This is a genomic window from Arthrobacter sp. NPDC090010 (genome assembly GCF_044748305.1).
In the GTDB taxonomy this organism is placed as follows: domain Bacteria; phylum Actinomycetota; class Actinomycetes; order Actinomycetales; family Micrococcaceae; genus Arthrobacter_E.
The window spans coordinates 324,436-347,236 of sequence record NZ_JBIVFT010000002.1; the positions used below are offsets into that span (position 1 = coordinate 324,436).

Here is a 22,801-nt window from a genome sequence, read left to right on the forward strand (position 1 = left end):
TATAGTTCCGAGAAAGCGCGCCGTTTCCTGGCGCATCCTGGTGACCGAACAGTGTGCAGGAGCCACTCTGAATGGACTGCCGATATCTCCCCTCCATCCGCGAAACGAGCACCCGAGCCACTGAGACGAGCCGGCTGTGAACCGGCCGGCTACGAACAAGGTGCGCGATTTTCAGCTTGATGTCCCCGACTCGGTCCTGAGTGACCTCAAGGCGAGACTGGCACATACGCGATTCGCTCCCCGTCTCGGACCGGGCTGGTCCGGCGGGGTCGATCCGGACTATCTTGCCGAATTCGTCACTTGCTGGCGAGACGAATTCGACTGGAAAGCCACCGAGCGAATCGTCAATTCCCTGCCACAGAAAATGGTCCGTGTGAATGGCGGCGACGTCCACGTCATCCATGTCAGGAACCGTGGTCCGAAAGACACGAAGCCGATTCCGCTGGTGTTGACCCATGGCTGGCCAAGCTCATTCTTCGAATTCCTGCCGCTCATCGAGCCTCTGACCGACCCCGCGCGCAACGGAGGAGATCCTTCGGATGTCTTCGACGTCGTCATCCCATCACTGCCAGGGTACGGTTACTCGGACCCGCTCGCCCCAGGAAGCAACGAGCCCTCCCATATCGCCGCGCTGTGGGTGGACGTCATGGACGCTTTGGGTTATGAGCGTTTCGGAGCCTACGGCGGTGATGTCGGATCCCACGTGACGAACCGTCTCGGAGCAGACCATGGCGACCGTCTCATCGGGCTCTTCACCCATCACCCATATCTGCATCCCGTCATCGGCCCGGACACACCCCTCTCCATCGCAGAGCAGCGCTACCTCGAGCAGCGAAGCGTCCCCGATCCAGATCATGATGATGGCTACGCCGCGGTTCAGACGACGCGGCCGAACTCACTTGCCGCCGCATTGTCCGATTCGCCGGCGGGCCTCGCCGGCTGGATTCTGGAGAAGTACCACGATTGGTCCGATTCAGAACTTGATTCCGCCATCGAGCGCTCCACCTTGCTGAACGTCGTCACGCTGTACTGGGTCACCAATACCATTGGGACCTCTTTCGGTCCGTACATCGATGACCACGCCACCCCGGCTCTGGCACCCGTCACAGTCCCCGCGGGACTGACGCTCACACCCGAAGACATCGGCTATCCCCGCGAGTTCGCTGCCAGAACCTACCAGGACATCCGGTATTGGAATGGGCCCGAACCCGGAGGCCACTTCCTCGCTCTCGAGAATCCGGAACGTCTGGTCCGCGAACTGCGTGATTTCTATCGTCCTCTCCGATAACGCGCCGAACACGACCTTCCCGGGCCGCGCTGCCAAAAGGCATGGCCTCGCACACGCCCGAGCGACCACCGGATGACGGAAGGCCCGGCTTGATGCCGTCCGAACCACGTCACCTCATTCGAATCCGGCCGGAGAGGACTCCGCCGCCGCCCGGAGGAACGCTTCCACGACCGGCCTCCGGTCGCCTTCCCGCACGGCGAGCTGCACCTCGCTGCGATACGGCACCGGCCCGTCGAGTTCCACCACGACAGCGCCGTCGGGCAGTTCCTCCGTCGCGCTCCGCGGCGCGATCGTGACGCCGAGCCCACGGGATACAAGCTGCAGGACGGTGTGCCATCCAGTGCATTCCTGATCCGGCCTTCGGTCGTCCCCGGCGTCCCGGAACGGCTTCATGTTGACTTCATAGGCCCTCGGACCACTGGCGCGAGGAAACAGGATGAGCGGATCCTCACGCAGTTGCTCCGCCGTCACCGTGCGCCGCCCCACGGCCCGGTGAGTGTGCGGCAGAACGGCGACGAAGTCCTCCCAACGCAGCGAGTGCAGTTCGATGCCCGTCTCATGTTCGGCGTCCCGCACTACACCGATGTCGCAGCTGCCACGACGCAGCCGTTCGAGCATCTGAGTGGTGTCACCCGTCGACAACCTCACATTCACATCCGGGCGAAGAGCGGCGAAGTCCTTGAGACGATCGCTCACGACCACCCCGGCGGAGGTGATGAATCCGAGATCCAAGGTGCCGGCCTCCCCACGGTCCACACGCCGGACCTCTTCCACATCGCGCTCCAGGCGGTCCAACAGTTCCCTCACCCGCGGCAGGAAGACGGCACCCGCATCACTCAGACGGACGCTGCGGGAGGTCCGTTCGAACAGCCGCACGCCCAGCTCGCGCTCCAGATGCCTGATCCACTGGGACAGGGCCGGTTGCGCGACCCTGAGTTCAGCGGCCGCACCCGAGAAATGCAGTTCCTCCCCCAGCACCGAGAAGGCCCGGAGGTGTTTCAACTCGATCCTGGAATCCATCATGAAATTTTATCAATCTAGCGATATGAATTTATTGGATTTCTTGATCCTTCTCCACAAGACTTTCACCAGTGACCGAGAGGAGCCCCGAAATGCAGATCGTCCCCGTGGAGAAGATCGTGGTCCGTTCGCTGAGCAGCGAGGCCGAAGCCGTGGCGTTCCGGGAGATCAGCGAGGAATGGTTGACCCGCTATTTCGCCGTGGAACCGGCTGACCTCAAGGCCCTCGACGATCCCCGGACTGGGATCATCGCGGCCGGCGGCGATGTACTGCTCGCCATCGACACGGAGAGCGGCGATGTGCTGGGATGCGTCGCCCTGGTCTCGTATCCGGAGGATGTCTTCGAACTGGCCAAGATGGGCGTCCGGCCCGAGTCGCAAGGACGTGGGGTGGGACGGGCACTGGTGCTCGCTGCGATTTCCCGGGCCGGCGAACTCGGAGCGGCTCACCTGTTCCTGAGCACCAATCACGAACTCAGCACGGCATTGCACCTCTACCGTTCCTGCGGCTTCGTTCAGGTGCAGCCGCAGGAGGTGCCCGTCGCCGACTACTACGCCTGGCGGCTGGAGCGTGCGGACGTATACATGGAGTTGAAGTAGGCCTCAGGGGCTGCGATACGGCTGCCCACCGGAACAGCCGCCCTGATACGCTGATCGCTCATTCCGAGCGAATCACAAGGAGCAATGACGGTGTCCCTGAACGAAATCGTCCTGAGCATCCTCTTCACCCTGATCTTCTTCTACCTCCTGTACTTCACCGTGCGCTCAGCGGTGCGGGACGGCATCAAGCTGGCACGCGAGAAGCAGGAGAACACCCCGGAAACCGCAAGGGCCGAAGACTGACCTCCATGAAGCCTGGGGTCATCCCGCACCCCGTATCGTCGCCTGTCCGGGGCAGCTGTCGAGTACCCGACGCATTGCTGTCTTCTCCTCGGAGCTGATACTCAAGCCGTAGCCGTACTTCACGGAGACCTGCCGGGCCACGTAATGACATCTGAACCCACGGTTCGCGGGCAACCAGGTGGATGCGTCCTGGGCGCTCTTCCACTGATTGGTCACCCCGTCGACGGCGATCAGATTGAGGGGGTCGTTGGCCAGGGCCTGCCGTTGTGCAGCGCTGAGCCGATCCGCACCGCTCCGCCAGGCCTCCCCCAGCGCCACCACGTGATCGATCTGCACGGCCTGACTGCTCGTCTCACCTCTTGTGAAGGCGATGCGCTTGCCACTGTATGGATCCCAGAGATCGCCTGAAGCCACGCGGCACTGAGACTTCGCCGAGCTGGAGGTGAAGGTCACCTGCTCCAGGTCACGGCGGAGTACGTCATTCCGGGTGTCGCAGCCATTGTGGTCCTCGTCAGCCCAGGCCTGGCCGAAGGCGGAGCGCTGATAGCTCCCGCCGGGCTCCTTCGCGGCGACCGGCAGTGCATCCAGCAGAGCCGACGCACGCTCTGCCGGGACGGAATGCGGTGCCATCACCGGTTTCATCCATCGCCAGTCGTAGACGCGGGCGACGGTCGGTCCCGTGCCCGTCCCTGCGACGTCGAACTGGCCGCGGAGGAAGAACCATCCCACGAGTGCCAGTATCGCCATCGTGAACAGACTCAGGGCGGCCGTGGCCGCCCTGGATCGCCTGCGTCTGTTCTTGTACTGAGTCCATGTCAGACTCATGGGCCTCCTCACCTCATCCGCCGTGCGCGTCTGCGCACCGCATCAGCCTATGAGGCGGCTCCGACAGTGTTCTCTGCTCAACGAGCGCTTGTGGAAAATGTCACGCCAGCGCCGCGAGGAGAACTACTGTTCCTTCCGCACCCTCTGCAGATCTGCATCGGCCGCGTCTGCCAGCTCTTGCAGCTGCGCCACGCGTTCGGGGGTGACGTCGCCCTGTGCCAGCATGCCCTTGGCCTGGTCGAGAAGGCGGTGCGCCTCCTTGCTGTTGGCCGTGGCGATGTCGAGTGCGTGTTCCAGAGTTGTCTCGTGTTCCATGCCCTCATTTTCGGTCTGACCAGGAGAAAAAGCGAGAGACCACGCCATGGTTGGCGTGGTCTCTCGGGAAAGTCCCTGGCACTGCTGGGTCAGGCCACGGCGAATTTAGGCCAGGGCCAAATCAGGCCACAGGAAAATCAGGCCGCGGCGAAATCAAGCCACCGGGAAGGTGGGTGGGTTGACGCCTGCCATTTCCTCCATGACGCGGACGACCTGGCAGGAGTAGCCGAACTCGTTGTCGTACCAGACGTACAGGACCAGGTTCTTCTCGTTGGCGATCGTGGCGAGGCCGTCCACGATGCCCGTGCGGCGCGAGCCCACGAAGTCGGTGGAGACCACCTCGGGCGAGTCGATGTAATCGATCTGCTTCCGCAGCCCCGAATGCAGGGACAGCTCACGCAGATACTCGTTCACCTCATCCTTGGTGGTGCCCTTCTCCAGGTTCAGGTTCAGGATCGCCATCGACACATCCGGGGTAGGAACCCGGATCGCGTTGCCCGTCAGCTTGCCCGTCAACTCCGGCAGCGCCTTCGCCACGGCCTTGGCCGCACCGGTCTCCGTGATCACCATGTTCAACGCCGCCGAACGACCCCGACGGTCACCCTTATGGAAGTTATCAATCAAGTTCTGATCATTGGTGAAGGAATGCACCGTCTCCACATGACCGTGCAGGACACCGAACTTGTCATTGATGGCCTTCAACACCGGCGTGATCGCGTTCGTCGTGCAACTGGCCGCGGAGACGATCGTGTCCTCATCCGAGATCACCCCATGGTTGATGCCGTGCACGATGTTCTTCAACTCCCCCTTGCCCGGAGCCGTGAGCAACACCCGGGCCGCGCCCTTGCTCTGCAAGTGCTGGCTGAGGCCCTCCGCATCACGCCAACGACCCGTGTTATCCACCACCAAGGCATTGTCGATGCCGTACGCGGTGTAATCCACGGTGGACGGGCTGTCCGAATAGATCACCTGGATGCGGATCCCGTTGACCGTGATCGTCTGGGATTCCTCGTCCACCTGGATGGTGCCCTCGAACGGACCATGAACCGAGTCACGACGGAGCAGGCTCGCCCGCTTGGCCAGATCGTTGTCACTGCCCTTACGGACCACGATCGCGCGCAGGCGCAGACCCTGACCGCCACCATGCTTCTCCACCAGAATCCGGGCCAGCAAACGGCCGATCCGGCCGAAACCATACAACACCACGTCCTGACTGGTCCGGTCATCAGCACCCTGGCGGCCGACGACGGGAGCCAGCTCCTCCCGAAGGAACTCCTCCAGCGGACGGCCGGCGGCGGTGTCGTGGTACTTCTCGTTCAGCAGGGCCAGATCGACCGCCGCGGCGCCGAGCTCAAGGCGGTCGATCGCCTCCACGAGCGGCAAGGTGTCCTCCAGGGTCAGCTCGCGCTGGCTGATCCGGCGGGCGAAACGATGCGCCTTAAGAATCTGCATGGTGGACTTGTTGATCAGGCTGCGCCCGTGAATGCTCGTCACCACATTGTTGTCGCGGTACAGACGGCCGACGATCGGGATCATCGCCTCCGCCTTGGCCTCACGGCTCATCCACTGCTCGAAGGACTCGGAGTTCTGACTCACTCAAGGAACCTTTCTCTTCTGCGCGCGACGTCGGGCGCAGTTCGCCACCGGGGTTCAGGGCATGAAAAAACCGCCTAGGCGAACGCAGGCCCGGCGGGGTGAACAACAGCGTTCGGCTTCAGTTTATCGTCCCGGGGACCGCCCCCGGGACGGGACTCCGGTGACATCAGTCACAAACGCGGAGATGAGTGGACGGGTTGGCCTGTGAGCCGGGTTCTGTCAGCCGCACCCGTTGCCAGGTGCGGCGTAGCGATCATCCATCTAGGACCACTGTTGCCAGTGGCCTCAAGCGGCCTACCCGGATGCTCGGGCGAGCAGCCCTCGAACACATCCTGTCTGGCCTTGCTCCAGGTGGGGTTTACCTAGCCTCCCCGGTCGCCCGGGGAGCTGGTGGTCTCTTACACCACCGTTTCACCCTTACCCCGTGCACGCACGGGGCGGTCTGTTCTCTGTGGCACTGGCCTGCGGGTCACCCCGAGTGGGCGTTACCCACCACCCTGCTCTGCGGAGCCCGGACTTTCCTCGGTGACTCATGTCAACGCGATCGCCCGGCCAACCCGTCCGCCGACCATTCTATCCCTCCCGGTCCGTCTCTCAGCCCAGCCTCCGATTGGCTACCATCGAACGGTGCTGATCCTCCTCCCGCCCTCCGAGGGCAAGACCGCTGCGGCGTCTGGTTCCCCCGTCGATTTCACCTCGCTGAGCTTCCCCATGCTCAATGAAGCACGAGCCGAGGTCCTGGAGGCGCTTGGGACGGTGAGCTCGCACGAGGATGCACTGGCACTGCTCGGCGTCGGGGCATCCCTTCACGAGGAAGTCGCGCGGAACACCCGTCTGCGGCATGAAGCCGCAGCTCCGGCGCATAGCGTGTACTCCGGCGTCCTGTACGACGCGCTCGGCTACGCCACGCTGACACCGGTCCAGAAGCGCAAGGCCGACGACACCGTCGTCATCATCTCGGCGCTCTGGGGCGCTCTGCGGTTCGACGACGTCGTCCCCGCCTACCGCCTGTCGATGAGCACCGCCCTGGGCGGGCTCGGACGCCTCGCCTCCTTCTGGAAGCCGAGGCTGAACGATGCGCTGAAGGATCTCAGCGAGGGACAACTGCTGGTGGATTGCCGTTCAAGCACCTACGCCACGGCCTGGGTCCCGCCGGCCAAGCAAACGGTGGCGGTGAACGTCTTCCGTGAACGGGACGGCAAGCGCAGCGTGGTCAGCCACTTCGCCAAACACACGCGCGGTGAACTGGGCCGGCATCTGCTGTCCCGTCGAGGCAAGACCCCCGCGACGCCCGAAGATCTCCTCCGGGTGGCACGTGAGTTCTATCGAGCGGAACTGGTGGCCGGGAGCGCTAAGCGGCCCCACGCCCTCAACCTCGTACTGACGGATTGATCCGGGCCGCCGTCAGACCCATTCCGGGCTGCGGACGAGGATGACGCCGGAATCCGGGCAGTACACCACCTCGTCCTCGGCTGCCGCCCGGACCTCGGCCAGGTCACCCGGGCTGAGATCCATGCCCGACCCCTCGCTGTGCCCGTGGAAGAGCCTCGCGGCCCCGACCCCACGACGGTCGAGGGTCTTCTGGTAGAGGGCGAGCAGCGCCTGGTCGATCGTGCCGGCGAACGCTTCGCGTTCGAGGGACACTTTCGTCTTCTCCTCAAGGCTGACGGCGCGGAGCCCTCCGAGTTCCTCCTGAACGGCGTCGAGCTGCCGCTGCGCCTCAGCGAGGGCGTCCTGTCGGGTGCTCACCTCGGCTTCTGCGCTCTCCAGCTCCTCCATCAGTTCCAGCTCGGTGTCCTCCTTGGAGGACTTGAGGGCACTGAGTGTCTCAATGTCCTTCTGAAGGGCCATGAGGTCCTTCGAAAGCCCTCCCGCGTTCAGACGCACGGTGTCACGCTCGATCTTGGTGTCCAGCGCACCGACCTCGTCTTCCAGACCTGTCAACGCCTTCTTCACGACTTCCCTCGCCTGGACCGCTTCGGCGGCACCGGCCTTGGTCTCCTCGACGGCCGAACGAAGCACAGGCAAGCGGGGGTCCTGGTCAAGCTGCGTCAGCCGGGTGGACAGCGCTTTGAGGGCGCTGTCGAAAGCCTGGAGTTCAAGGAGCTTGAACTGTTCTGCCGCTGGTGATTTGGCCATGCGAACCTCCTGTGGCGCCGCCGCCGTTCCGCAACGCCCTATGACTAGACAAGTGCTCTGAGACTAGGCGATATTCAGGCGCTGTGGAATGCAACCACGCGGCCACCCGGGATGTTCATCGCAAGGACCTGACCGAAAGCGGCGTCCTCAGGCATCCCCGTGTGGCGTGAGGATGAAGTCCCAGGGGTCGGTGTTGATTCCGCTGACGCCGATCTCCACCCCGAAGCCCTGGTCTTCCAGGACGTTGTCCAAGGCCTGTGCAGCGGCCGGAAGCCACAGCCATTCGCTCGCAAAGTGCGAGACATCGATCAGATAGGGCCGCCCGCCACGGGCTTCCTCCCGCGCCTCCGATGCCGGATGGTGACGAAGATCTGCGGTGATGTAGACGTCCGCCTGCCGTGCCCGCACCTCGTGGAAAAGCGAATCCCCGGCACCCCCGCAGACGGCCACGCGGCTCACGACGGCGTCACGTTCACCGGCGACCCTGATGCCGCCCGCAACGGATGGCAGGAAGGCGCACAACCGGGCGGCCAGTTCACCAAGGGTGGTGGCTTCGGCGAGGGAGCCCACCCGTCCGATGCCTTCCTCCGGCAGGCCGTTACGAGCCTGGCTGAGCGGCTCACGATCCGTCAGCCCCAGCGCATCCGCGATCACGTCGGAAACTCCTCCCACGGCCGAGTCCCCATTCGTGTGCACCGTGAGCAGCGCGATGCCGTTCTCGATCAACAGGTGAACGGCGCGCCCCTTCGCAGTCGTGGTGGCGACCGAACTCACCCCGCGCAGAAGCAGCGGATGGTGGGTGATCAGAAGGTCGACGTCGTCGTCGACGGCGTTCTGGATGACCTCCAGGGTCGGATCCACGGCGAAACGGACCTGTCGGATCCGCTGTTCCAGCCGGCCGGTGACCAGACCGTTCCGGTCCCACTCCTCGGACAGCGACTCCGGCCAGAGCTCTTCGACTGCCAGCAACACCTCCGCCAACGTCGGCGGGGCCGTTTCCGGCTGTGCATCCTCGCTGTGACCACTGGTTTCGTCCTCGGGCACGGTGTCCGGCTCCCCCAAGCCGCTATCGGTGTCATCCCCGAGGTGCTCGCCCGCTGAGGGCGTCTCGTTGTCCATACCTCTGTTCTACCCCATCGCATCGAACACTCCGGTCCGGGAACAATTCCCGGGCTGGATGCATTGAGCAGGCTGTGAGAACTTTTCTTCTGGCCGGCGGCTGCTTCTGGTGCCTCGATGCGGTCTACCAGCAGACGCGCGGCGTCACCTCGGTCATCTCCGGTTACACGGGTGGGCACGTGCCCGATCCGGGCTACTACGAAGTCTGCGCCGGCACCACGGGCCATGCGGAGGCCGTGGAGGTGACCTTCGACGAATCAGTCATTCCTGCGGAGGTCATCCTCGACATGTTCTTCGCGCTGCATGATCCGACCACCTTGAACCGGCAAGGCTATGACGTGGGTACCCAGTACCGCTCCGCCATGTTCTACCGGGACGAGGAGGAGGCCATGCTGTACAAAGAGGCCATCGAACGGAACCAGGCCCTCTGGGACGCCCCGATCGTCACGGAGGTGACCCGGGCGAGCCGTTTCTATGAGGCTGAGGCGATTCATCAGGATTACTACGCCAACAACCCGCAGCAGGGCTACTGCCAGGTGATCATCAATCCCAAGCTGGCCAAGGCCCGGAAATATTACTCCGCATGGCTGAAGTCCTGACGAGCGGCTCGGCCGCTCATTAGGCTTACCTTAACCATCCGACTGGAGATAGGCAGCAGTTCACCATGGCACGTATCTACGACGACGTCACCCAGCTCATCGGCCGTACCCCCCTGGTCCGGCTGAACCGTCTGACCGAGGGTCTTGAGGCCACGGTCGCCGTGAAGCTGGAGTTCTACAACCCGGCCAACAGCGTCAAGGACCGCATCGGCGTCGCCATCGTCGACGCCGCTGAGAAGGCCGGCGCGTTGAAGCCGGGTGGCACGATCGTCGAAGGCACCTCCGGAAACACCGGCATCGCACTGGCCCTGGTGGGTGCGGCTCGCGGATACAAGGTCATCCTGACCATGCCGGAGACCATGTCCACCGAACGCCGCGTGATGCTGCGCGCCTTCGGTGCGGAGATCGTCCTGACCCCTGGCTCCGAAGGCATGCGGGGCGCCGTCGAAAAGGCCCAGGAGATCGTGGCCAACACGGAGAACGCCATCTGGGCCCAGCAGTTCGCCAACCCGGCCAACCCGGCCATTCACCGCACCACCACGGCCGAGGAGATCTGGGCCGACACCGACGGTGAGGTCGACATCTTCGTCGGCGGCGTCGGCACCGGCGGAACCGTGACCGGCGTCGGTCAGGTCCTCAAAGAGCGCAAGCCGTCCGTTCAGGTGGTCGCCGTGGAACCCAAGGACTCCCCCATCCTCAACGGCGGCGCACCCGGCCCGCACAAGATTCAGGGCCTCGGCGCCAACTTCGTCCCGGAAGTCCTCGACACGGCCGTCTATGACGAGGTTCTGGACGCCACTCTCGAAGACTCGGTCGCCACAGCCCGCGCGCTGGGTGTCCAGGAGGGCATTCTCGGCGGCATCTCCTCCGGCGCAGCCGTCTGGGGCGCACTCGAACTGGCGAAGCGCCCGGAGAACAAGGGCAAGCTGATCGTCGCCGTCGTCCCCGACTTCGGTGAGCGCTACATCTCCACCGTGCTGTACGACGACATCCGCGGCTGATCCGCCGAACGCCACTGCCCGGCGTCGCACTTCCCGCTCCGAAAGACTCCCACCCCGTGCCAGCACACGATGGGAGCCCGGGGCGGAGCGCGGCGCCGGGCAGTCGGCTGCCCGGGGAATTCTTTGCCCGCCGCACTGGTTACCCGTTCAGAACACACCACGTACGCCCAGCGTGTACGGCGACCCGAAGGACAGCGTGAGCTTCTACACCCGGCTGAAAGAGGACCTCGAGGGCGCCCGATCGCATGACCCGGCAGCCCGCGGCTCCGCAGAGAACTTCTTCGTCTATTCGGGCCTGCACGCCATCTGGGTCCACCGTGTGACCCACCGTATGTGGAGGAACCCTGCACTGCGGTTCCCGGCCCGCGTCCTCTCCCAGCTGACCCGTTTCCTGACAGGGATCGAGATCCACCCCGGAGCCACGATCGGCCGCCGGTTCTTCATCGATCACGGCATGGGCGTGGTGATCGGCGAGACGGCCGAGATCGGCGACGACGTCATGATCTACCACGGGGTGACTCTCGGCGGCCGCTCCCTGGCGAAGGTCAAGCGCCACCCCACGATCGGAGACCGGGTCACCATCGGCGCAGGAGCCAAGGTTCTCGGACCCATCGTGATCGGTGCCGATTCGGCTGTCGGCGCGAACGCCGTCGTCGTCAAGGATGCTCCGGCCAACTCGATCATCACGGGTATCCCGGCCACCTGGCGGCCTCGGGTGGCCGAGGTCGAGACCAAGCCCGCCGTGGACCCTGCGGAGTACTACTACATCTGAGCCTCTCCCCCGCCGGCTGCTGTTGTGTGCTCAGTTGTGGCGGGTGTTCGGCGAAATCATCAGCCACAACTGAGCACACAACGCGCGGAAACAACGACGGCGGCCCCCACCTTCCGATGGGGGCCGCCGTCGTACAGGGGTGTCAGTGAGTGTCGACCGCGCTGACTTCGCTGCGATCGCCGCTCCACTGGGTGTGGAAAGTGCCCTCTTCATCCACACGGCCGTAGGTGTGAGCGCCGAAGAGGTCACGCTGGCCCTGGATCAGGGCCGCCGGGAGACGCTTGCGGCGCAGACCGTCGTAGTAGGCCAGCGAGGAGGAGAACACCGGCACCGGAATACCCAGCTGCACCGCGGTGGCCACCACGCGACGCCAGGCCGGGACGGCCGCGCCGACGGACTCGACGAAGGCCGGAGCGAACAGCAGGTTCTCCGGCGTGGCATCGCCCTTGTAGGCGGCCATGATGTCCTTGAGCAGCTCGGCGCGGATGATGCAACCGGCCCGCCACAGAGAAGCGATCTCGTCCAGCTTGAGATCCCAGCCGTACTCCTTGGCGGCGCTGGTGAGCATGTCCAGGCCCTGGGCATAGCTGACGAGCTTGGAGGCGTAGAGCGCCTGACGGACGTCCTCCACGAAGTTCTCCGGGAGCGCCACCTCGGCCTCGTGGCCTGCCAGGGTCTCCTGGGCGATGGCGCGCTGGGAGCGCTGGGAGGAGATGCCGCGGGCGAACACGGATTCGGCGATGCCGGAGACCGGGGAACCGAGATCCAACGCGGACTGCACGGTCCAGCGGCCGGTGCCCTTCTGGCCTGCGGAGTCGACCACCACGTCCACGAAGGGCTTGCCGGTCTTGGCATCCACGTGTCCGAGGACCTCGGCGGAGATCTCGATGAGGAAGGAGGACAGCTCGCCCTTGTTCCACTCTGCGAAGATCTTCGCCTGCTCGGCGGGCTCGATGCCGGCACCGCTGCGCAGCAGATCGTAAGCCTCACCGATGACCTGCATATCGGCGTACTCGATGCCGTTGTGGACCATCTTGACGAAGTGGCCGGCACCGTCGGTGCCGATCCAGGCGCAGCAGGGCTCGCCGTCCACGTGGGCGGAGATCTTCTCCAGCAGCGGGCCGAGTGCGTCGTAGGACTCCTTGGACCCACCGGGCATGATCGACGGGCCGTTGAGGGCGCCTTCTTCACCGCCGGAGACTCCGACGCCCACGAAGTGCAGTCCCTTCTCGGCCAGGGCCGCCTCGCGGCGCCGGGTGTCCGAGTAGTGGGAGTTGCCCGCGTCGATCACGATGTCGCCTTCGTCCAGCAGCGGGACGAGCTGATCGACGACGGCGTCGACGGGGGCGCCGGCCTTCACCATGATGAGTACCCGGCGGGGCTTCTCCAGCGAATCGACGAGTTCCTGCAGCGTCTCCGTGCGGACGAAGTCGCCTTCATCGCCGTGTGCTGCCAGGAGGGCGTCGGTCTTCTCCACCGAACGGTTGTGCAGGGCAACGGTGAATCCGTTGCGGGCGAGGTTACGAGCCAGATTGGCTCCCATGACGGCGAGGCCGGTGACACCGATATGTGCAGGCATCTACACTCCACATCAATACTAGTAATCTGATTTTTAGGACGCGTTTCCACCCTACGTCCTCGTCATAGACGAGGGAAGGGCTGCCACCAAGGTGACGAACATTTCGCCCGGACCTGAGAAGTGCCTAGGCTGGTGTTCTTCACTCCCATTTGATCACTTCACTGTGAGGATTCGGACATCGATGACGAGCCGTCAGCCTAGCCTTCATCATCAGGCCCTGGAGATCCTGGGCCACCGGATCGTGACGGGAGCGTTGCCGCCCGGGCATGTCATGCTCGCCGAGAGCCTCGAATCAGAACTCAAAGTCTCCCGCTCCGTGGTGCGGGAGGCCGTGCGCGTTCTGCAGTCCATCGGCATGGTCGAGAGCATCAAACGGGTCGGTATCAGGGTCCTGCCCGCGTCCGCCTGGAATCCTTTCGATGCGAGCGTGATCCGCTGGCGGATGGACAGCGACGCGCGGGGCGCCCAGTTGCGCTCGCTCGCCGAGTTGCGCTCCGCCGTCGAACCCGTGGCAAGCGAGCTCGCGGCGCAGAACGCTCCCTTCGCTCTCCGCCGGGAGCTCATGCAGGTTGCGGAGGAGATGGCCCGGGTGGGGCGTCAGGGGCGGCTCGAACGGTTCCTTGAGCTCGACACCCGCTTCCACGCCCTGGTCCTCTCAGGGTCCGGGAACGAGATGTTCGCGACCCTCATCGGGCAGGTGGCCGAGACCCTGGCGGGCCGGACGACGCACGGCCTCATGCCGTCGCAGCCGAAAGAAGAGGCCCTGCAATGGCATCTCGACGTGGCCCGGGCGATCCTGGACGGCAAAGCAGTGACGGCGCGGCGGGCCTCGACCAAGCTCATCAATGAGACCATCGAGGACTTGTCTCCCCAATGGGCTGGACAACCGCGCGTATTCGTCCCGCCCCGGGCCTGACAGCTCTCGCTCCCCCACGAAGAAGGAGGGCCCGTCCAACGGACGGGCCCTCCTTCTCTTCTCAGCTCAGCTGCGCTTCCTGGTGATCAGTCCCCAGATGAAGAGAACGATCAGCGAGCCGACGATGGCCAGGAGCCAAGTGGAGAGGGACCAGAATTCGTTCAGGCCCACATGGAAGACAGCGGAACCGATCCAGCCGCCCAGCAAGGCTCCCACCACACCCAGGAGAAGGGTGGCCAGCCAGCCGCCACCCTGCTTCCCTGGCATGATCGCCTTCGCAATGGCGCCGGCGATCAAACCGAGTACGATCCAACCGATGAATCCCATGACGTTGCCTTTCTGTGGAAAGTTCTGTCTCTGCCCGGTAGGGCTCCCTCCAGCCTAAGCTGAATGTGGGCTGAATGAGGAGGGGGCACATTCTGAGCGTCCGGCATCGCCGTGGGCAAAGCTCCAGTTCAGGCCGCGAACAGTGGGCGTGGGTCGAAGGTGACGCGGACCGCGGTGATGACCCCGTCCTCCACGTGGGTCCAGTTGGCGACCTCCACCGGTTCCTTGCCGTCCATCCGCAGCTCCGACCAGGTCACGGCGTCCCGCTCGTCGGCCAGCCGGAGCCGGATCTGCAGGGAATCCGTGGCAGCGAACATCGCGGTGAGACCCCGGAGGAAATCCTCGGGACCGTGGGTGCTTCCGAGCACCCCGTCGAAGGTGACGTCGGGCGAGAGATAGGGCCGCAGCGGTTCCGGGTCCCCAGCCCTCCAACAGTCGAAGTAGAGCGTGGCGATCCCGGCCGGGCTGTTCAGATCGTGAGTGTCCATGGATCCATCATCGCCGGTGGCCCTGACAGGAATTCAGCGGGAGACCGCGCCCCCTTCAGCCGATGGGTGTCACGGCGTCCCCGCCGCGCAGCACGGCGAGGACGTTCTCCGCGGCCAGCACCGCCATGGCCGTCCTGGTCTCCACAGTGGCAGAGCCCAGATGCGGCACGATCGCCACATTCTCCAGCGTCAGCAGTGCGGGATGGATCTGCGGCTCCTTCTCGAAGACATCCAGGCCGGCGCCCGCGATCACACCCGTGCTCAGCGCTTCGGCGAGGGCGGCCTCATCGACGATCGGCCCGCGTGCCGTGTTCACGAGGAACGCGGTGCTCTTCATCGCGGCCAGTTGCCCGGCGCCGATGAGGTGGTGCGTGCCGGGACCGTAAGGGCAGTGGATCGAGACGACATCGGACACCTTCAACAGCTCGTCGAGGTCCACACGCCGCGCACCCAGTTCCTGGGCGATCGCGGGATCGATTTCGCCGCGGGACTGGTAGACGACGTCCATGCCGAACGCCTTGGCCCGGCGCGCCGTGGCCTGACCGATCCCGCCCATCCCGACGACGCCCAAAGTCTTGCCCTGCAGGCTGCTGCCGAGCAGGAAGAACATCCCCCACTTCCACGGCGTCCCAGCGCGGAGAAGCCGCTCTCCCTCGCCGAGGCGACGCGTCGCCATGAGAATGAGGCCGAAGGCGATATCCGCCGTCGCCTCCGTGAGGACCCCTGGAGTGTTGCTCGCGACCACGCCGCGCGCGGCGCAGGCCGGAACGTCGACGTTGTCGTAGCCGACGGCTACGTTGGCCACGACCTTCAGCTGCGGGCCCGCAGCGTCCAGGAGTTCGCCGTCGATCCGCTCGGTGAGCAGACTCACCACGGCATCGGCACCGGCGACACGGCGCAGCAGTTCCTCGCGGCCGATGGAGACGGGCTCGCTCCAGGCGTCCACCTCGTGTTCGGCGCGGAGCTTGTCCAGGGCGGCTTCGGGCACTGCGCCCGTGACGACGACCCGGCTCACGACGCGGCCTCGATCCACTGACGCAGGCGGCCAAGGCCGTCCCGGATGTCGTTCAGGTCGATCCCGGAGTAGGCCAGACGGATGTACTGGCGGTCTTCGCCGGGCAGACGTCGTCCGAAGTGTTCACGGGTGCAGAAGGAGACACCGGTGTTCTGAAGAGCGGCCGTGGCGAAATCGCCGACCGCGGTGTAGCCCATGCGCTCCATCGTAGAGGTCACGTCGGGGAAGAGATAGAAGGTGGACTGTGGCACGGCCACCCGCATTCCGGGAATCGAATTGACCAGTTCGCACGCAGCGTCGCGGCGTTCCCGGAGCACGTCCAGCATGCCCTGCACCGACTCCTGGGGGCCTCGGAGCGCCTCGATCCCAGCCCACTGCACATAGTGGGTGGTGCACGATTCGTCGTTGGTGTTCAGCTTGCTCAGAACCTGGGCGATCTGAAGAGGTGCGACGGCGCAGCCGAGCCGTGAACCGGTCATCGCGAACTTCTTACTGAAGGTGTAGAGGATGACCGTGCGCTCAGCCATGCCCGGCAGGGCGGCGATGGAACTGGAGACACCCTCGTAGCGGGTCTCGAAGTAGGCCTCGTCGGAGAGGACCCAGAGATCGTGCTCGATGGCGATCTGAGCCACGGCCTCTCGCTCGGCCGCCGTGGACTCCGCCGAGATCGGGTTCTGCAGATCGTTGTAGATGATCGCCGTGGTGTTCGGGGTGATCGACGCACGGATCTGGTCCAGGTCGATGGCGAAGCCGGACTCGGTGGGGACGTAGCGGTAAGGGACCGCCGTGCCGCCCAGGTACTCGATCTGCGACTCGTAGATCGGGAAGCCCGGGTTGGGGTAAAGCACTTCCTCACCCGGGTTCATGACGGCCTGCAGGAATTTGGTGATCACCGGCTTGCCGCCGGTCATCACCACGACGTTGTCCGGGCTGAAGGTGATGCCCCGCCGGGACCCGATGTCATCCGCCAAGGCCTCCCGCAGCTGCGGGATGCCGGGCCCGGGGCAGTAGCCGGTGTGCCCATCCGCGATGGCGCGGTTCATCGCCTCGATGATGTTCCCGGCGGTGGGGATGTTGATATCACCGAGGTGGAAGGGATACACAGGGTTGCCCTCCGCCTTCCACGCGGCGGCGGCCTGCGCGACGCTGAAGGCGGTTTCGGTTCCCAGGCGTTCCAGCCGGTGCGCGAGATTCTGCATACGTGTTCCACTCCTCATCACGATGGACATGCGCGGACCTTCCTTTCCAGCGTATGGCTGATATATCAGAAAAACGAGGGGTGCCCGCCGCACGGTTCCCCTGGAACGGTGCGCAGGACGTCAGCCCGCGAGCACCGATTCAAGAACCAGAGCGACGCCGTCGTCCCGGCATCGAGGTGCCTCGAAGCGGGCAGCGGCCCGAGCTTCCGGATGGCCGTCCGCCATCGCGTAACCCTCCCCTGCCCAGGCGAGCATCTGGACGTCGTTGGGCATGTCCCCGAAGGCGATGACCTCCGAGGCCCCGATGCCCCGGGACTTGGCGAAGGCCTCGAGGGTGCGGGCCTTGGTGACCCCGGGAAGCGAGAACTCCAGCAGCGCCACCCTGTTGACGTCCGAGTAGGTCACGTGCGCCAGCCCCTTCACCGCAGGGGCCACAAGGGCATGGAACTCCTCTGCCGTCAGCACAGGCGAGATGGCCAGCAGCTTGACGACCCGGGCGTTCGCCGGAAGGGTCGTTCCGAGCGGCCCCGTCACCTGGTCCTCGACCGGAAGCGACGGGTGCAGCCGAAGGAATTCCGGCTCCCGGTGCGGGCCGGTCACCAGCTCGGCGGAGAATCCCGCTGCGGGATGGAGCGCACGGAGCACGCCTTGCAGCTGCAAGGCCTGCTCCCGCCCGAAAGCCTCCGTGAAAAGGACCTTTCGGCGACTCATGTCCCACACCACCGCGCCATTCGAGCAGATGACGGTTCCACAGTGCCCCAGCTGTTCCTCCAGAGGACCCAGCCAGCGGATCGGACGCCCGGTCACGAAGACCATCTCCAGGCCGGCGTCGCGGACCGCACGGCATGCGGCGCGCGTCCGTTCGGAGATCACGCCATCGGGCCGCATGAGGGTGCCATCCACATCGCTGGCGACCAGGCGCGGACCAGCAGACCGACCGGCGGACCCGGCGGAATGGCGGGTCCGGTCAAGAGCGGCAGTCACCTCAGAACCACGGTCCGGTTCCCGTTGAGCACTACGCGGCCCTCGCAATGCCAGCGCACCGCGTTGGACAGGGCCTTGCACTCCGCGTCACGTCCCACGGCCACCAAGTCCTCCGGTGAATGCGTGTGGTCCACGTCGATGACCTGCTGGGCGATGATCGGGCCCTCGTCCAGTTCGGCATTGACGTAGTGCGCCGTGGCACCGACCGTCTTGACGCCACGCTCCCAGGCCTGGTGGTACGGCTTGGCGCCCTTGAAGGACGGGAGGAAGGAGTGATGGATGTTGATCACGCGGCCCGCCATCCGAGTGGCCAGAGCGTCCGAGAGCACCTGCATGTAACGGGCCAGGACCACCAGCTCCGCGCCGTACCGGTCCACCACGGACAGCAGTTCGGCCTCGGCCTCCGGTTTGTTCTCCTTGGTCACCGGGATGTGGTGGTACGGGATTCCGTGCCACTCCACCAGGCCTCGGTGGTCCTCATGGTTGGAGACCACGGCCACGATCTCGACCGGCAGCTCACCGATCCGGGCCCGGAAGAGCAGGTCGTTCAGGCAGTGACCGAACTTGGAGACCATCAGCAGCACCTTGGTCTTCGCCCCCGCCGGCCGCAGCGTCCAGGTCATGCCGAAAGGCTCGGCCACCGGGGCGAAGGCCTCGGACAGCGTCTCCGCCGTGTCATCCGGCCGCGCTTCGAAATGCAGGCGCATGTAGAAATGCCCACCGCGGCGGTCCCCGTACTCCTTGATGTCCTCGATGTCGCAGCCCCGCTGGGCGAGGAATCCGGACACTGCGGCGACGATGCCGGTGGACCAGCCACAATCGAGTGTCAGGACGAACTCCGGTCCGGTCATCTCAGAACACCTCCGGCGCGGAGAACTCGCGCATCGCATCCACGAGCCAGCGCCCCACGTGATCCGCGAAGGACGCACGGGGCAGCACCCTGAACGTCTCCTCGCCCGTCTTCCACACCAGCACCGGAACATGATCCAGAACGGTGACGATCGCCTGACCGGCGGCGAAAGACCTCGGGTGCAGATCGAAGGAGACGCCTTTCTCCAGGACCAGGCGGGCCGCCGGACCGCTCAGCTCAAAGGTCGCGCGGTTCGCCGAGAGATCGACGACGGCGCCCGGCAGCCGATTGCCAGGCTCACCGAGGGCGGCTGCCAGCCGGGCCGACTCGGCCGGGCCGAGGTCCAGCCCGGCCGTATCGTCATCCCCGACGGCCAGGAACTCATCCGGGCCGATCCACAGCACGCTGTAGCCGCCACCCGTCGTCGTGCTTCCATGGCCGGCCGGGAGCGGGGCGCTCAGGGCCGCTTCCACGGCGGCAGCCGCAGGCGTGCCCGCCACGGCACGGATCCCCAGCTGAGTCAGGAATGGGACCTCCCGGAGGGCGACGCCACGCTCGCCCACGGTGCCGGCCATCGCGAAAGCCTCCGCGAGTTGCGCGGCCGGGCTGCGCCGCAGGCCCGCGGCGTCGGCCAAGGTTGCCTCGGAAATCATCTCAGCCATCACGGCGCTTCCCTTCAGGGTCGTAAAGGACGGTCTCACCGACCAGGACTTCCACGATCCGGTCCCCGGCGACGGCAGTGAGCTTCTCGCCGATCCGGTTCCGGCCGTTCTTGATCAGGGCCAGCGCGAAGGAACGTCCCAGCGCGGCCGAGTGGTAGCTGGAGGTCACGTGTCCCAGCATCGGGACCGGGCCGTACGCCGGGTTGAGCGAGATGCCCTGCTCCACCAGCTGTGTGCCTTCCGGCAGCCGGAAGGACGGGTCCGCCGGGAGCAGCGAGACCATGTGTTTGCGGTCCGTGCGCGCGGTGTCGAGGCGGGCGTAGGAGCGCTTGCCCACGAAGTCCTTCGCCTTGGAGACGATCCATTCCATGCCGGCGTCCTGCGGGGTCACCGTGCCATCCGTATCCTGTCCGATGATCGGGTAACCCTTCTCGGCGCGCAGCACGTGCATGGTCTCGGTGCCGTAGGGTGTGATGCCGAACTCGGCACCCGCCTCCGCCACGTCCTCCCAGACCTGCAGGCCGTACCAGGTGGCCACGTTGATCTCGAAGGCCAGCTCGCCGGAGAAGGAGATCCGGCAGACCCGGGCCGGGATCCCGGAGGCCAGGGTGGTCTCACGCCAGGCCATGAACGGGAACGCCTCGTTGTCCACGTTCAGTTCCGGTGCCACTTTGGCGATCACCGCACAGGATTTCGGCCCGACGACGGCGACCGTGGTGACCTGCTCCGTCACCGAGGTGAAATTGACCTCCAGCTGCGGCCACTCGGTCTGGTGCCACTCCTCCAGCCAGTCCAGCACCTTGGCCGCACCGCCGGTCGTGGTGGTCATGAAGTACCGGTCCTCGTCCAGACGGAGTGTCACGCCGTCATCGAACAGCATGCCGTCCGGCCCGCACATGACACCGTAGCGGCCCATGCCCGGGGCCAGCTTCTTGAACGCGTTGGTGTAGATGCGGTTGAGGAACTCCCCGGCATCTGCTCCCCAGACCTCGATCTTGCCCAGGGTGGTGGCGTCCATGAAGCCGACGGATTCCCGGACCGCCCGGCACTCGCGCAGCACCGCCTCGTCCATCGACTCCCCCGGTTGCGGGTAGTACCAGGGGCGCAGCCACTGGCCGACGAACTCGAACTCGGCGCCGTGCTCCACATGCCAGGGGTGGATCGAGGTGATCCGCTCCGGGTCGAAGAGGTCGCCCCGCTTCCGGCCCGCCATGGCGGCGAAGGCGACCGGTGCGTACGGAGCCCGGAACGTGGTGGTCCCGATAGAGCCGAGGTTCTCCGGCACCTCTCCCTGGGCATCCTTCAGCGCTGCGGCGATCACACCGATGGCGTTGACCCCTGATGTCTTGCCCTGATCGTTGGCAGTGGAGATGGAGGTGTAGCGCTTGATGTGTTCGACGGAGCGCATGCCGGCGCCGGTGGCGCGCAGCACGTCGGCGACGCTCTGGTCACGTTGCAGGTCCACGAAGTGGGTCTTCCAGTCCCCCGGACCGCCTTCGCTGCCGGGCACCAGCCACAGCTGGCGCGTCGGCCCTGCGGCTGTCGGCGCAGGGCTGGACAAGGCTGACGCGTGGGCCCCGGCCTCGGTGACGAAACCGGCGTTGAAGGCCGCCACGGCACCTGCTTGAGCGCCTTCGGAGACGCAGTCCGCCAAGCGATGGGAGCCGCGCGCCGATCCGACGATCTGCTGCGCCCTCACTGCGCTGGCCGGGACGAACGCGGCGAGCTTCTCGTCCCAGCGCAGCCTACCCTGGCGCTGACTGAAAAGGTGGACCACGGGGCTCCAGCCCCCCGAGACGGCCAGCAGATCGGCCTCGATCCGCTCCGGCTCACCGCTGAGTGAGCCGTCGGCGTCGAGCGTCCGGACGACGACGGCGCTCACGCGACCGTGCTCTCCTGCTTCGGTGCCGCATACGGCAGCACCCGAGATGATCCGGACACCACTGGCCTCGGCGGCCAGAACGGCGTTGCTCTTGGCCTCCCGCGCATCGACGACGGCGGGCACCGGCACACCAGCGGCGGCGAGGTCGCGGACGGTCTCGTAGGCGGAGTCATTGGTGGTGAAGACGACGGCACGGCTGCCCGGCACCACACCGTAGCGGTTGAGGTAGCTGCGCACCGCGGAGGCCAGCATGATGCCCGGCCGGTCGTTGTCAGCGAACACCACGGGGCGTTCGTGGGCGCCGGTGGCGAGCACCACCTGGCCTGCGCGGATGTGCCAGAGGCGCTGGCGGGAGACGCCCTGGGCATTGAGTTCGCGGGCGCGCTCGGTGCCGAGGTGGTCAGTACGGGACTCCAGGGCGATCACGTAGTTCGCGTCATAGGAACCGAAGGCGTTGGTGCGGGTGAGCACGGTGACCTCTTCGGCTGCGGCGAGTTCCGCGGCTGCCGAAGCGATCCACTCCGGCGCGGGGACGCCGTCGACCGTCTCTCCGGAGGCGGACAGCAGCGAGCCGCCCAGTTCCGGCTGGTCGTCGATCAGGATGACCCGCGCGCCGCTGGCGGCGGCCTCACGGGCAGCGGAGAGGCCCGCAGGACCCGCCCCGATCACCAGCACGTCCGTATGGACGTGCTTCTTGTCGTAGTAGGCCTCGTCCTTGCGGGGGTCCAGCTTCCCGAGGCCGGAGAGGTACTCGGCGTCGAGGCCATCGGTCAGTTCGACCAGGGTGGCCGGGAGCATGGACTCGTCCACGCCGCCGGCACCGCGGTCCTTGACCTTGAGCAGGGCGTTCGGCTCCTCGACTCCCGCGGAGAGGATCCCTCGGGGCCGCGAGAGGTAGAGGGACGGTGCGGCTTCGACGACGCCGTGGGCGATCAGCGCGGAGGCGACGGTGTCTCCGGGGTGGCCGGTGTACGTGGTGCCGTCAACGGTGAAGCTGACGGTGTCCTCACGGGCGATGCGGGCGTGCGGTGCCCGGTCCGCGGCGAGGCGGAACGGCTGGGCGGACTCTGCGGGGCTCATTGGGAGTCTCCTTTCGCGCCGGCGGTGAGGGGTTTCGCCCCCGTGTAGATGGTCTTGAACTCGTAGCTCACGGTGTCGCGGAGGGCGTTGAACCATTTGCGGCACCCGGCGCTGTGGACCCAACGCTCGGCGAACAGGCCCTTAGGGTTCTCGCGGTAGAACAGGTACCGCGACCACTCGGCGTCGCTCAGGGCGCTGGGGTCCTCGGGATACGGGACATGCGCCTGTCCCCCGTAGTGGAACTCGGTCTCGTCGCGCGGCCCGCAGTTCGGGCAGGTGATGAGCAGCATGGCTCGGCTCCTT

At 65.8% G+C, this 22,801-nt stretch carries 24 protein-coding genes and 1 other RNA gene; 8 read left to right on the forward strand and 17 right to left on the reverse strand.

Going from position 1 to position 22,801, the window contains the following annotated elements; all coding sequences use genetic code 11:
• Window positions 1-136: 136 nt before the first annotated feature.
• Window positions 137-1,288 (forward strand): epoxide hydrolase family protein, encoded by a 1,152-nt coding sequence (locus tag ACIPXZ_RS04340; RefSeq protein ID WP_400590900.1) that lies wholly within the window; start codon window positions 137-139, stop codon window positions 1,286-1,288.
• Window positions 1,289-1,402: 114 nt separating this feature from the next.
• On the opposite strand, the gene ACIPXZ_RS04345 is transcribed toward ACIPXZ_RS04340, so the two are convergent.
• Entirely contained in the window at window positions 1,403-2,308 is a 906-nt protein-coding gene (locus ACIPXZ_RS04345; protein ID WP_400590901.1) for a LysR family transcriptional regulator, read from the reverse strand.
• A gap of 92 nt (window positions 2,309-2,400) precedes the next feature.
• Between ACIPXZ_RS04345 and ACIPXZ_RS04350 the strand changes: the two genes are divergently transcribed.
• Complete coding sequence (locus tag ACIPXZ_RS04350; protein ID WP_400590902.1) at window positions 2,401-2,907, forward strand: GNAT family N-acetyltransferase; 507 nt, start codon at window positions 2,401-2,403, stop codon at window positions 2,905-2,907.
• Between the two features lie 90 nt (window positions 2,908-2,997).
• Complete coding sequence (locus ACIPXZ_RS04355; RefSeq protein WP_400590903.1) at window positions 2,998-3,150, forward strand: hypothetical protein; 153 nt, start codon at window positions 2,998-3,000, stop codon at window positions 3,148-3,150.
• A gap of 18 nt (window positions 3,151-3,168) precedes the next feature.
• Here ACIPXZ_RS04355 and ACIPXZ_RS04360 read toward each other — a convergent pair whose 3' ends face one another.
• The 4 genes from ACIPXZ_RS04360 to rnpB all read right to left on the reverse strand — a co-directional run bounded on the left by ACIPXZ_RS04360 (window position 3,169) and on the right by rnpB (window position 6,446).
• Entirely contained in the window at window positions 3,169-3,975 is an 807-nt protein-coding gene (locus ACIPXZ_RS04360) for an HNH endonuclease family protein (RefSeq protein WP_400590904.1), read from the reverse strand.
• Between the two features lie 123 nt (window positions 3,976-4,098).
• A complete protein-coding gene (locus ACIPXZ_RS04365; protein WP_400590905.1) occupies window positions 4,099-4,290 on the reverse strand; it encodes a hypothetical protein in 192 nt (63 codons plus the stop codon).
• Window positions 4,291-4,443: 153 nt separating this feature from the next.
• Window positions 4,444-5,886, reverse strand: a complete 1,443-nt coding sequence (locus ACIPXZ_RS04370; RefSeq protein WP_400590906.1) for a glyceraldehyde-3-phosphate dehydrogenase — start codon at window positions 5,884-5,886, stop codon at window positions 4,444-4,446.
• Window positions 5,887-6,075: 189 nt separating this feature from the next.
• Window positions 6,076-6,446, reverse strand: an RNA gene (rnpB, locus tag ACIPXZ_RS04375) — RNase P RNA component class A.
• Window positions 6,447-6,513: 67 nt separating this feature from the next.
• On the opposite strand from rnpB, the gene ACIPXZ_RS04380 reads away from it, so the two are divergent.
• Window positions 6,514-7,278, forward strand: a complete 765-nt coding sequence (locus ACIPXZ_RS04380) for a YaaA family protein (protein WP_400590907.1) — start codon at window positions 6,514-6,516, stop codon at window positions 7,276-7,278.
• Window positions 7,279-7,290: 12 nt separating this feature from the next.
• Here the strand turns inward: ACIPXZ_RS04380 and ACIPXZ_RS04385 are convergent, their stop codons facing one another.
• Window positions 7,291-8,025, reverse strand: a complete 735-nt coding sequence (locus ACIPXZ_RS04385; RefSeq protein ID WP_400590908.1) for a zinc ribbon domain-containing protein — start codon at window positions 8,023-8,025, stop codon at window positions 7,291-7,293.
• Window positions 8,026-8,172: 147 nt separating this feature from the next.
• A complete protein-coding gene (locus ACIPXZ_RS04390) occupies window positions 8,173-9,144 on the reverse strand; it encodes a Nif3-like dinuclear metal center hexameric protein (RefSeq protein ID WP_400590909.1) in 972 nt (323 codons plus the stop codon).
• A gap of 74 nt (window positions 9,145-9,218) precedes the next feature.
• Between ACIPXZ_RS04390 and msrA the strand changes: the two genes are divergently transcribed.
• From msrA to epsC, 3 genes are all read left to right on the forward strand, one after another.
• A complete protein-coding gene (gene msrA, locus ACIPXZ_RS04395; RefSeq protein ID WP_400590910.1) occupies window positions 9,219-9,743 on the forward strand; it encodes a peptide-methionine (S)-S-oxide reductase MsrA in 525 nt (174 codons plus the stop codon).
• A gap of 65 nt (window positions 9,744-9,808) precedes the next feature.
• Window positions 9,809-10,744, forward strand: a complete 936-nt coding sequence (cysK, locus tag ACIPXZ_RS04400; protein WP_400590911.1) for a cysteine synthase A — start codon at window positions 9,809-9,811, stop codon at window positions 10,742-10,744.
• Window positions 10,745-10,940: 196 nt separating this feature from the next.
• Window positions 10,941-11,516 (forward strand): serine O-acetyltransferase EpsC, encoded by a 576-nt coding sequence (gene epsC / locus ACIPXZ_RS04405; RefSeq protein ID WP_400590912.1) that lies wholly within the window; start codon window positions 10,941-10,943, stop codon window positions 11,514-11,516.
• Between the two features lie 142 nt (window positions 11,517-11,658).
• On the opposite strand, the gene gndA is transcribed toward epsC, so the two are convergent.
• Complete coding sequence (gene gndA / locus ACIPXZ_RS04410; protein WP_400590913.1) at window positions 11,659-13,095, reverse strand: NADP-dependent phosphogluconate dehydrogenase; 1,437 nt, start codon at window positions 13,093-13,095, stop codon at window positions 11,659-11,661.
• 181 nt (window positions 13,096-13,276) lie between these two features.
• Here gndA and ACIPXZ_RS04415 point away from each other — a divergent pair, with 181 nt between their 5' ends.
• Window positions 13,277-14,011: a FadR/GntR family transcriptional regulator gene (locus ACIPXZ_RS04415; protein WP_400590914.1), complete on the forward strand. Its 735-nt coding sequence runs from the start codon at window positions 13,277-13,279 to the stop codon at window positions 14,009-14,011.
• Window positions 14,012-14,077: 66 nt separating this feature from the next.
• Here ACIPXZ_RS04415 and ACIPXZ_RS04420 read toward each other — a convergent pair whose 3' ends face one another.
• The 9 genes from ACIPXZ_RS04420 to ACIPXZ_RS04460 all read right to left on the reverse strand — a co-directional run bounded on the left by ACIPXZ_RS04420 (window position 14,078) and on the right by ACIPXZ_RS04460 (window position 22,788).
• The gene (locus ACIPXZ_RS04420; RefSeq protein ID WP_400590915.1) at window positions 14,078-14,338 is read right to left on the reverse strand and encodes a GlsB/YeaQ/YmgE family stress response membrane protein; all 261 of its coding nucleotides are present in this window, start codon (window positions 14,336-14,338) and stop codon (window positions 14,078-14,080) included.
• Window positions 14,339-14,466: 128 nt separating this feature from the next.
• A complete protein-coding gene (locus tag ACIPXZ_RS04425) occupies window positions 14,467-14,826 on the reverse strand; it encodes a nuclear transport factor 2 family protein (RefSeq protein WP_400590916.1) in 360 nt (119 codons plus the stop codon).
• A 55-nt stretch (window positions 14,827-14,881) separates the two neighbouring features.
• Window positions 14,882-15,841, reverse strand: a complete 960-nt coding sequence (locus tag ACIPXZ_RS04430; RefSeq protein WP_400590917.1) for a 2-hydroxyacid dehydrogenase — start codon at window positions 15,839-15,841, stop codon at window positions 14,882-14,884.
• On the reverse strand, window positions 15,838-17,040 hold the full coding sequence (locus ACIPXZ_RS04435; RefSeq protein ID WP_400590918.1) for a pyridoxal phosphate-dependent aminotransferase: 1,203 nt from the start codon (window positions 17,038-17,040) through the stop codon (window positions 15,838-15,840). The genes ACIPXZ_RS04430 and ACIPXZ_RS04435 overlap by 4 nt, the downstream gene beginning before the upstream one ends.
• Window positions 17,041-17,160: 120 nt before the next feature.
• Complete coding sequence (locus tag ACIPXZ_RS04440; RefSeq protein WP_400590919.1) at window positions 17,161-18,024, reverse strand: HAD family hydrolase; 864 nt, start codon at window positions 18,022-18,024, stop codon at window positions 17,161-17,163.
• Complete coding sequence (purU, locus tag ACIPXZ_RS04445; RefSeq protein WP_400590920.1) at window positions 18,021-18,875, reverse strand: formyltetrahydrofolate deformylase; 855 nt, start codon at window positions 18,873-18,875, stop codon at window positions 18,021-18,023. Before purU ends, ACIPXZ_RS04440 begins: the two co-directional genes overlap by 4 nt.
• A gap of 1 nt (window position 18,876) precedes the next feature.
• Entirely contained in the window at window positions 18,877-19,536 is a 660-nt protein-coding gene (locus tag ACIPXZ_RS04450) for a sarcosine oxidase subunit gamma (RefSeq protein WP_400590921.1), read from the reverse strand.
• Window positions 19,529-22,498 carry a sarcosine oxidase subunit alpha family protein gene (locus ACIPXZ_RS04455; protein WP_400590922.1) on the reverse strand — a complete coding sequence of 990 codons (2,970 nt, stop codon included), beginning with the start codon at window positions 22,496-22,498 and terminating at the stop codon, window positions 19,529-19,531. The genes ACIPXZ_RS04450 and ACIPXZ_RS04455 overlap by 8 nt, the downstream gene beginning before the upstream one ends.
• Window positions 22,495-22,788: a sarcosine oxidase subunit delta gene (locus ACIPXZ_RS04460; protein WP_400590923.1), complete on the reverse strand. Its 294-nt coding sequence runs from the start codon at window positions 22,786-22,788 to the stop codon at window positions 22,495-22,497. The genes ACIPXZ_RS04455 and ACIPXZ_RS04460 overlap by 4 nt, the downstream gene beginning before the upstream one ends.
• Window positions 22,789-22,801 lie beyond the last annotated feature (13 nt).

Coding starts and splice junctions, on each gene's coding strand:
- ACIPXZ_RS04345 (WP_400590901.1), bottom strand. CDS start 2,308: ATGGATTCCAGGATCGAGTTGAAACACCTCCGGGCCTTCTCGGTGCTG.
- ACIPXZ_RS04350 (WP_400590902.1), top strand. CDS start 2,401: ATGCAGATCGTCCCCGTGGAGAAGATCGTGGTCCGTTCGCTGAGCAGC.
- ACIPXZ_RS04360 (WP_400590904.1), bottom strand. CDS start 3,975: ATGAGTCTGACATGGACTCAGTACAAGAACAGACGCAGGCGATCCAGG.
- ACIPXZ_RS04365 (WP_400590905.1), bottom strand. CDS start 4,290: ATGGAACACGAGACAACTCTGGAACACGCACTCGACATCGCCACGGCC.
- ACIPXZ_RS04385 (WP_400590908.1), bottom strand. CDS start 8,025: ATGGCCAAATCACCAGCGGCAGAACAGTTCAAGCTCCTTGAACTCCAG.
- ACIPXZ_RS04390 (WP_400590909.1), bottom strand. CDS start 9,144: ATGGACAACGAGACGCCCTCAGCGGGCGAGCACCTCGGGGATGACACC.
- cysK (WP_400590911.1), top strand. CDS start 9,809: ATGGCACGTATCTACGACGACGTCACCCAGCTCATCGGCCGTACCCCC.
- gndA (WP_400590913.1), bottom strand. CDS start 13,095: ATGCCTGCACATATCGGTGTCACCGGCCTCGCCGTCATGGGAGCCAAT.
- ACIPXZ_RS04415 (WP_400590914.1), top strand. CDS start 13,277: ATGACGAGCCGTCAGCCTAGCCTTCATCATCAGGCCCTGGAGATCCTG.
- ACIPXZ_RS04420 (WP_400590915.1), bottom strand. CDS start 14,338: ATGGGATTCATCGGTTGGATCGTACTCGGTTTGATCGCCGGCGCCATT.
- ACIPXZ_RS04425 (WP_400590916.1), bottom strand. CDS start 14,826: ATGGACACTCACGATCTGAACAGCCCGGCCGGGATCGCCACGCTCTAC.
- ACIPXZ_RS04435 (WP_400590918.1), bottom strand. CDS start 17,040: ATGCAGAATCTCGCGCACCGGCTGGAACGCCTGGGAACCGAAACCGCC.
- purU (WP_400590920.1), bottom strand. CDS start 18,875: ATGACCGGACCGGAGTTCGTCCTGACACTCGATTGTGGCTGGTCCACC.
- ACIPXZ_RS04450 (WP_400590921.1), bottom strand. CDS start 19,536: ATGGCTGAGATGATTTCCGAGGCAACCTTGGCCGACGCCGCGGGCCTG.
- ACIPXZ_RS04455 (WP_400590922.1), bottom strand. CDS start 22,498: ATGAGCCCCGCAGAGTCCGCCCAGCCGTTCCGCCTCGCCGCGGACCGG.
- ACIPXZ_RS04460 (WP_400590923.1), bottom strand. CDS start 22,788: ATGCTGCTCATCACCTGCCCGAACTGCGGGCCGCGCGACGAGACCGAG.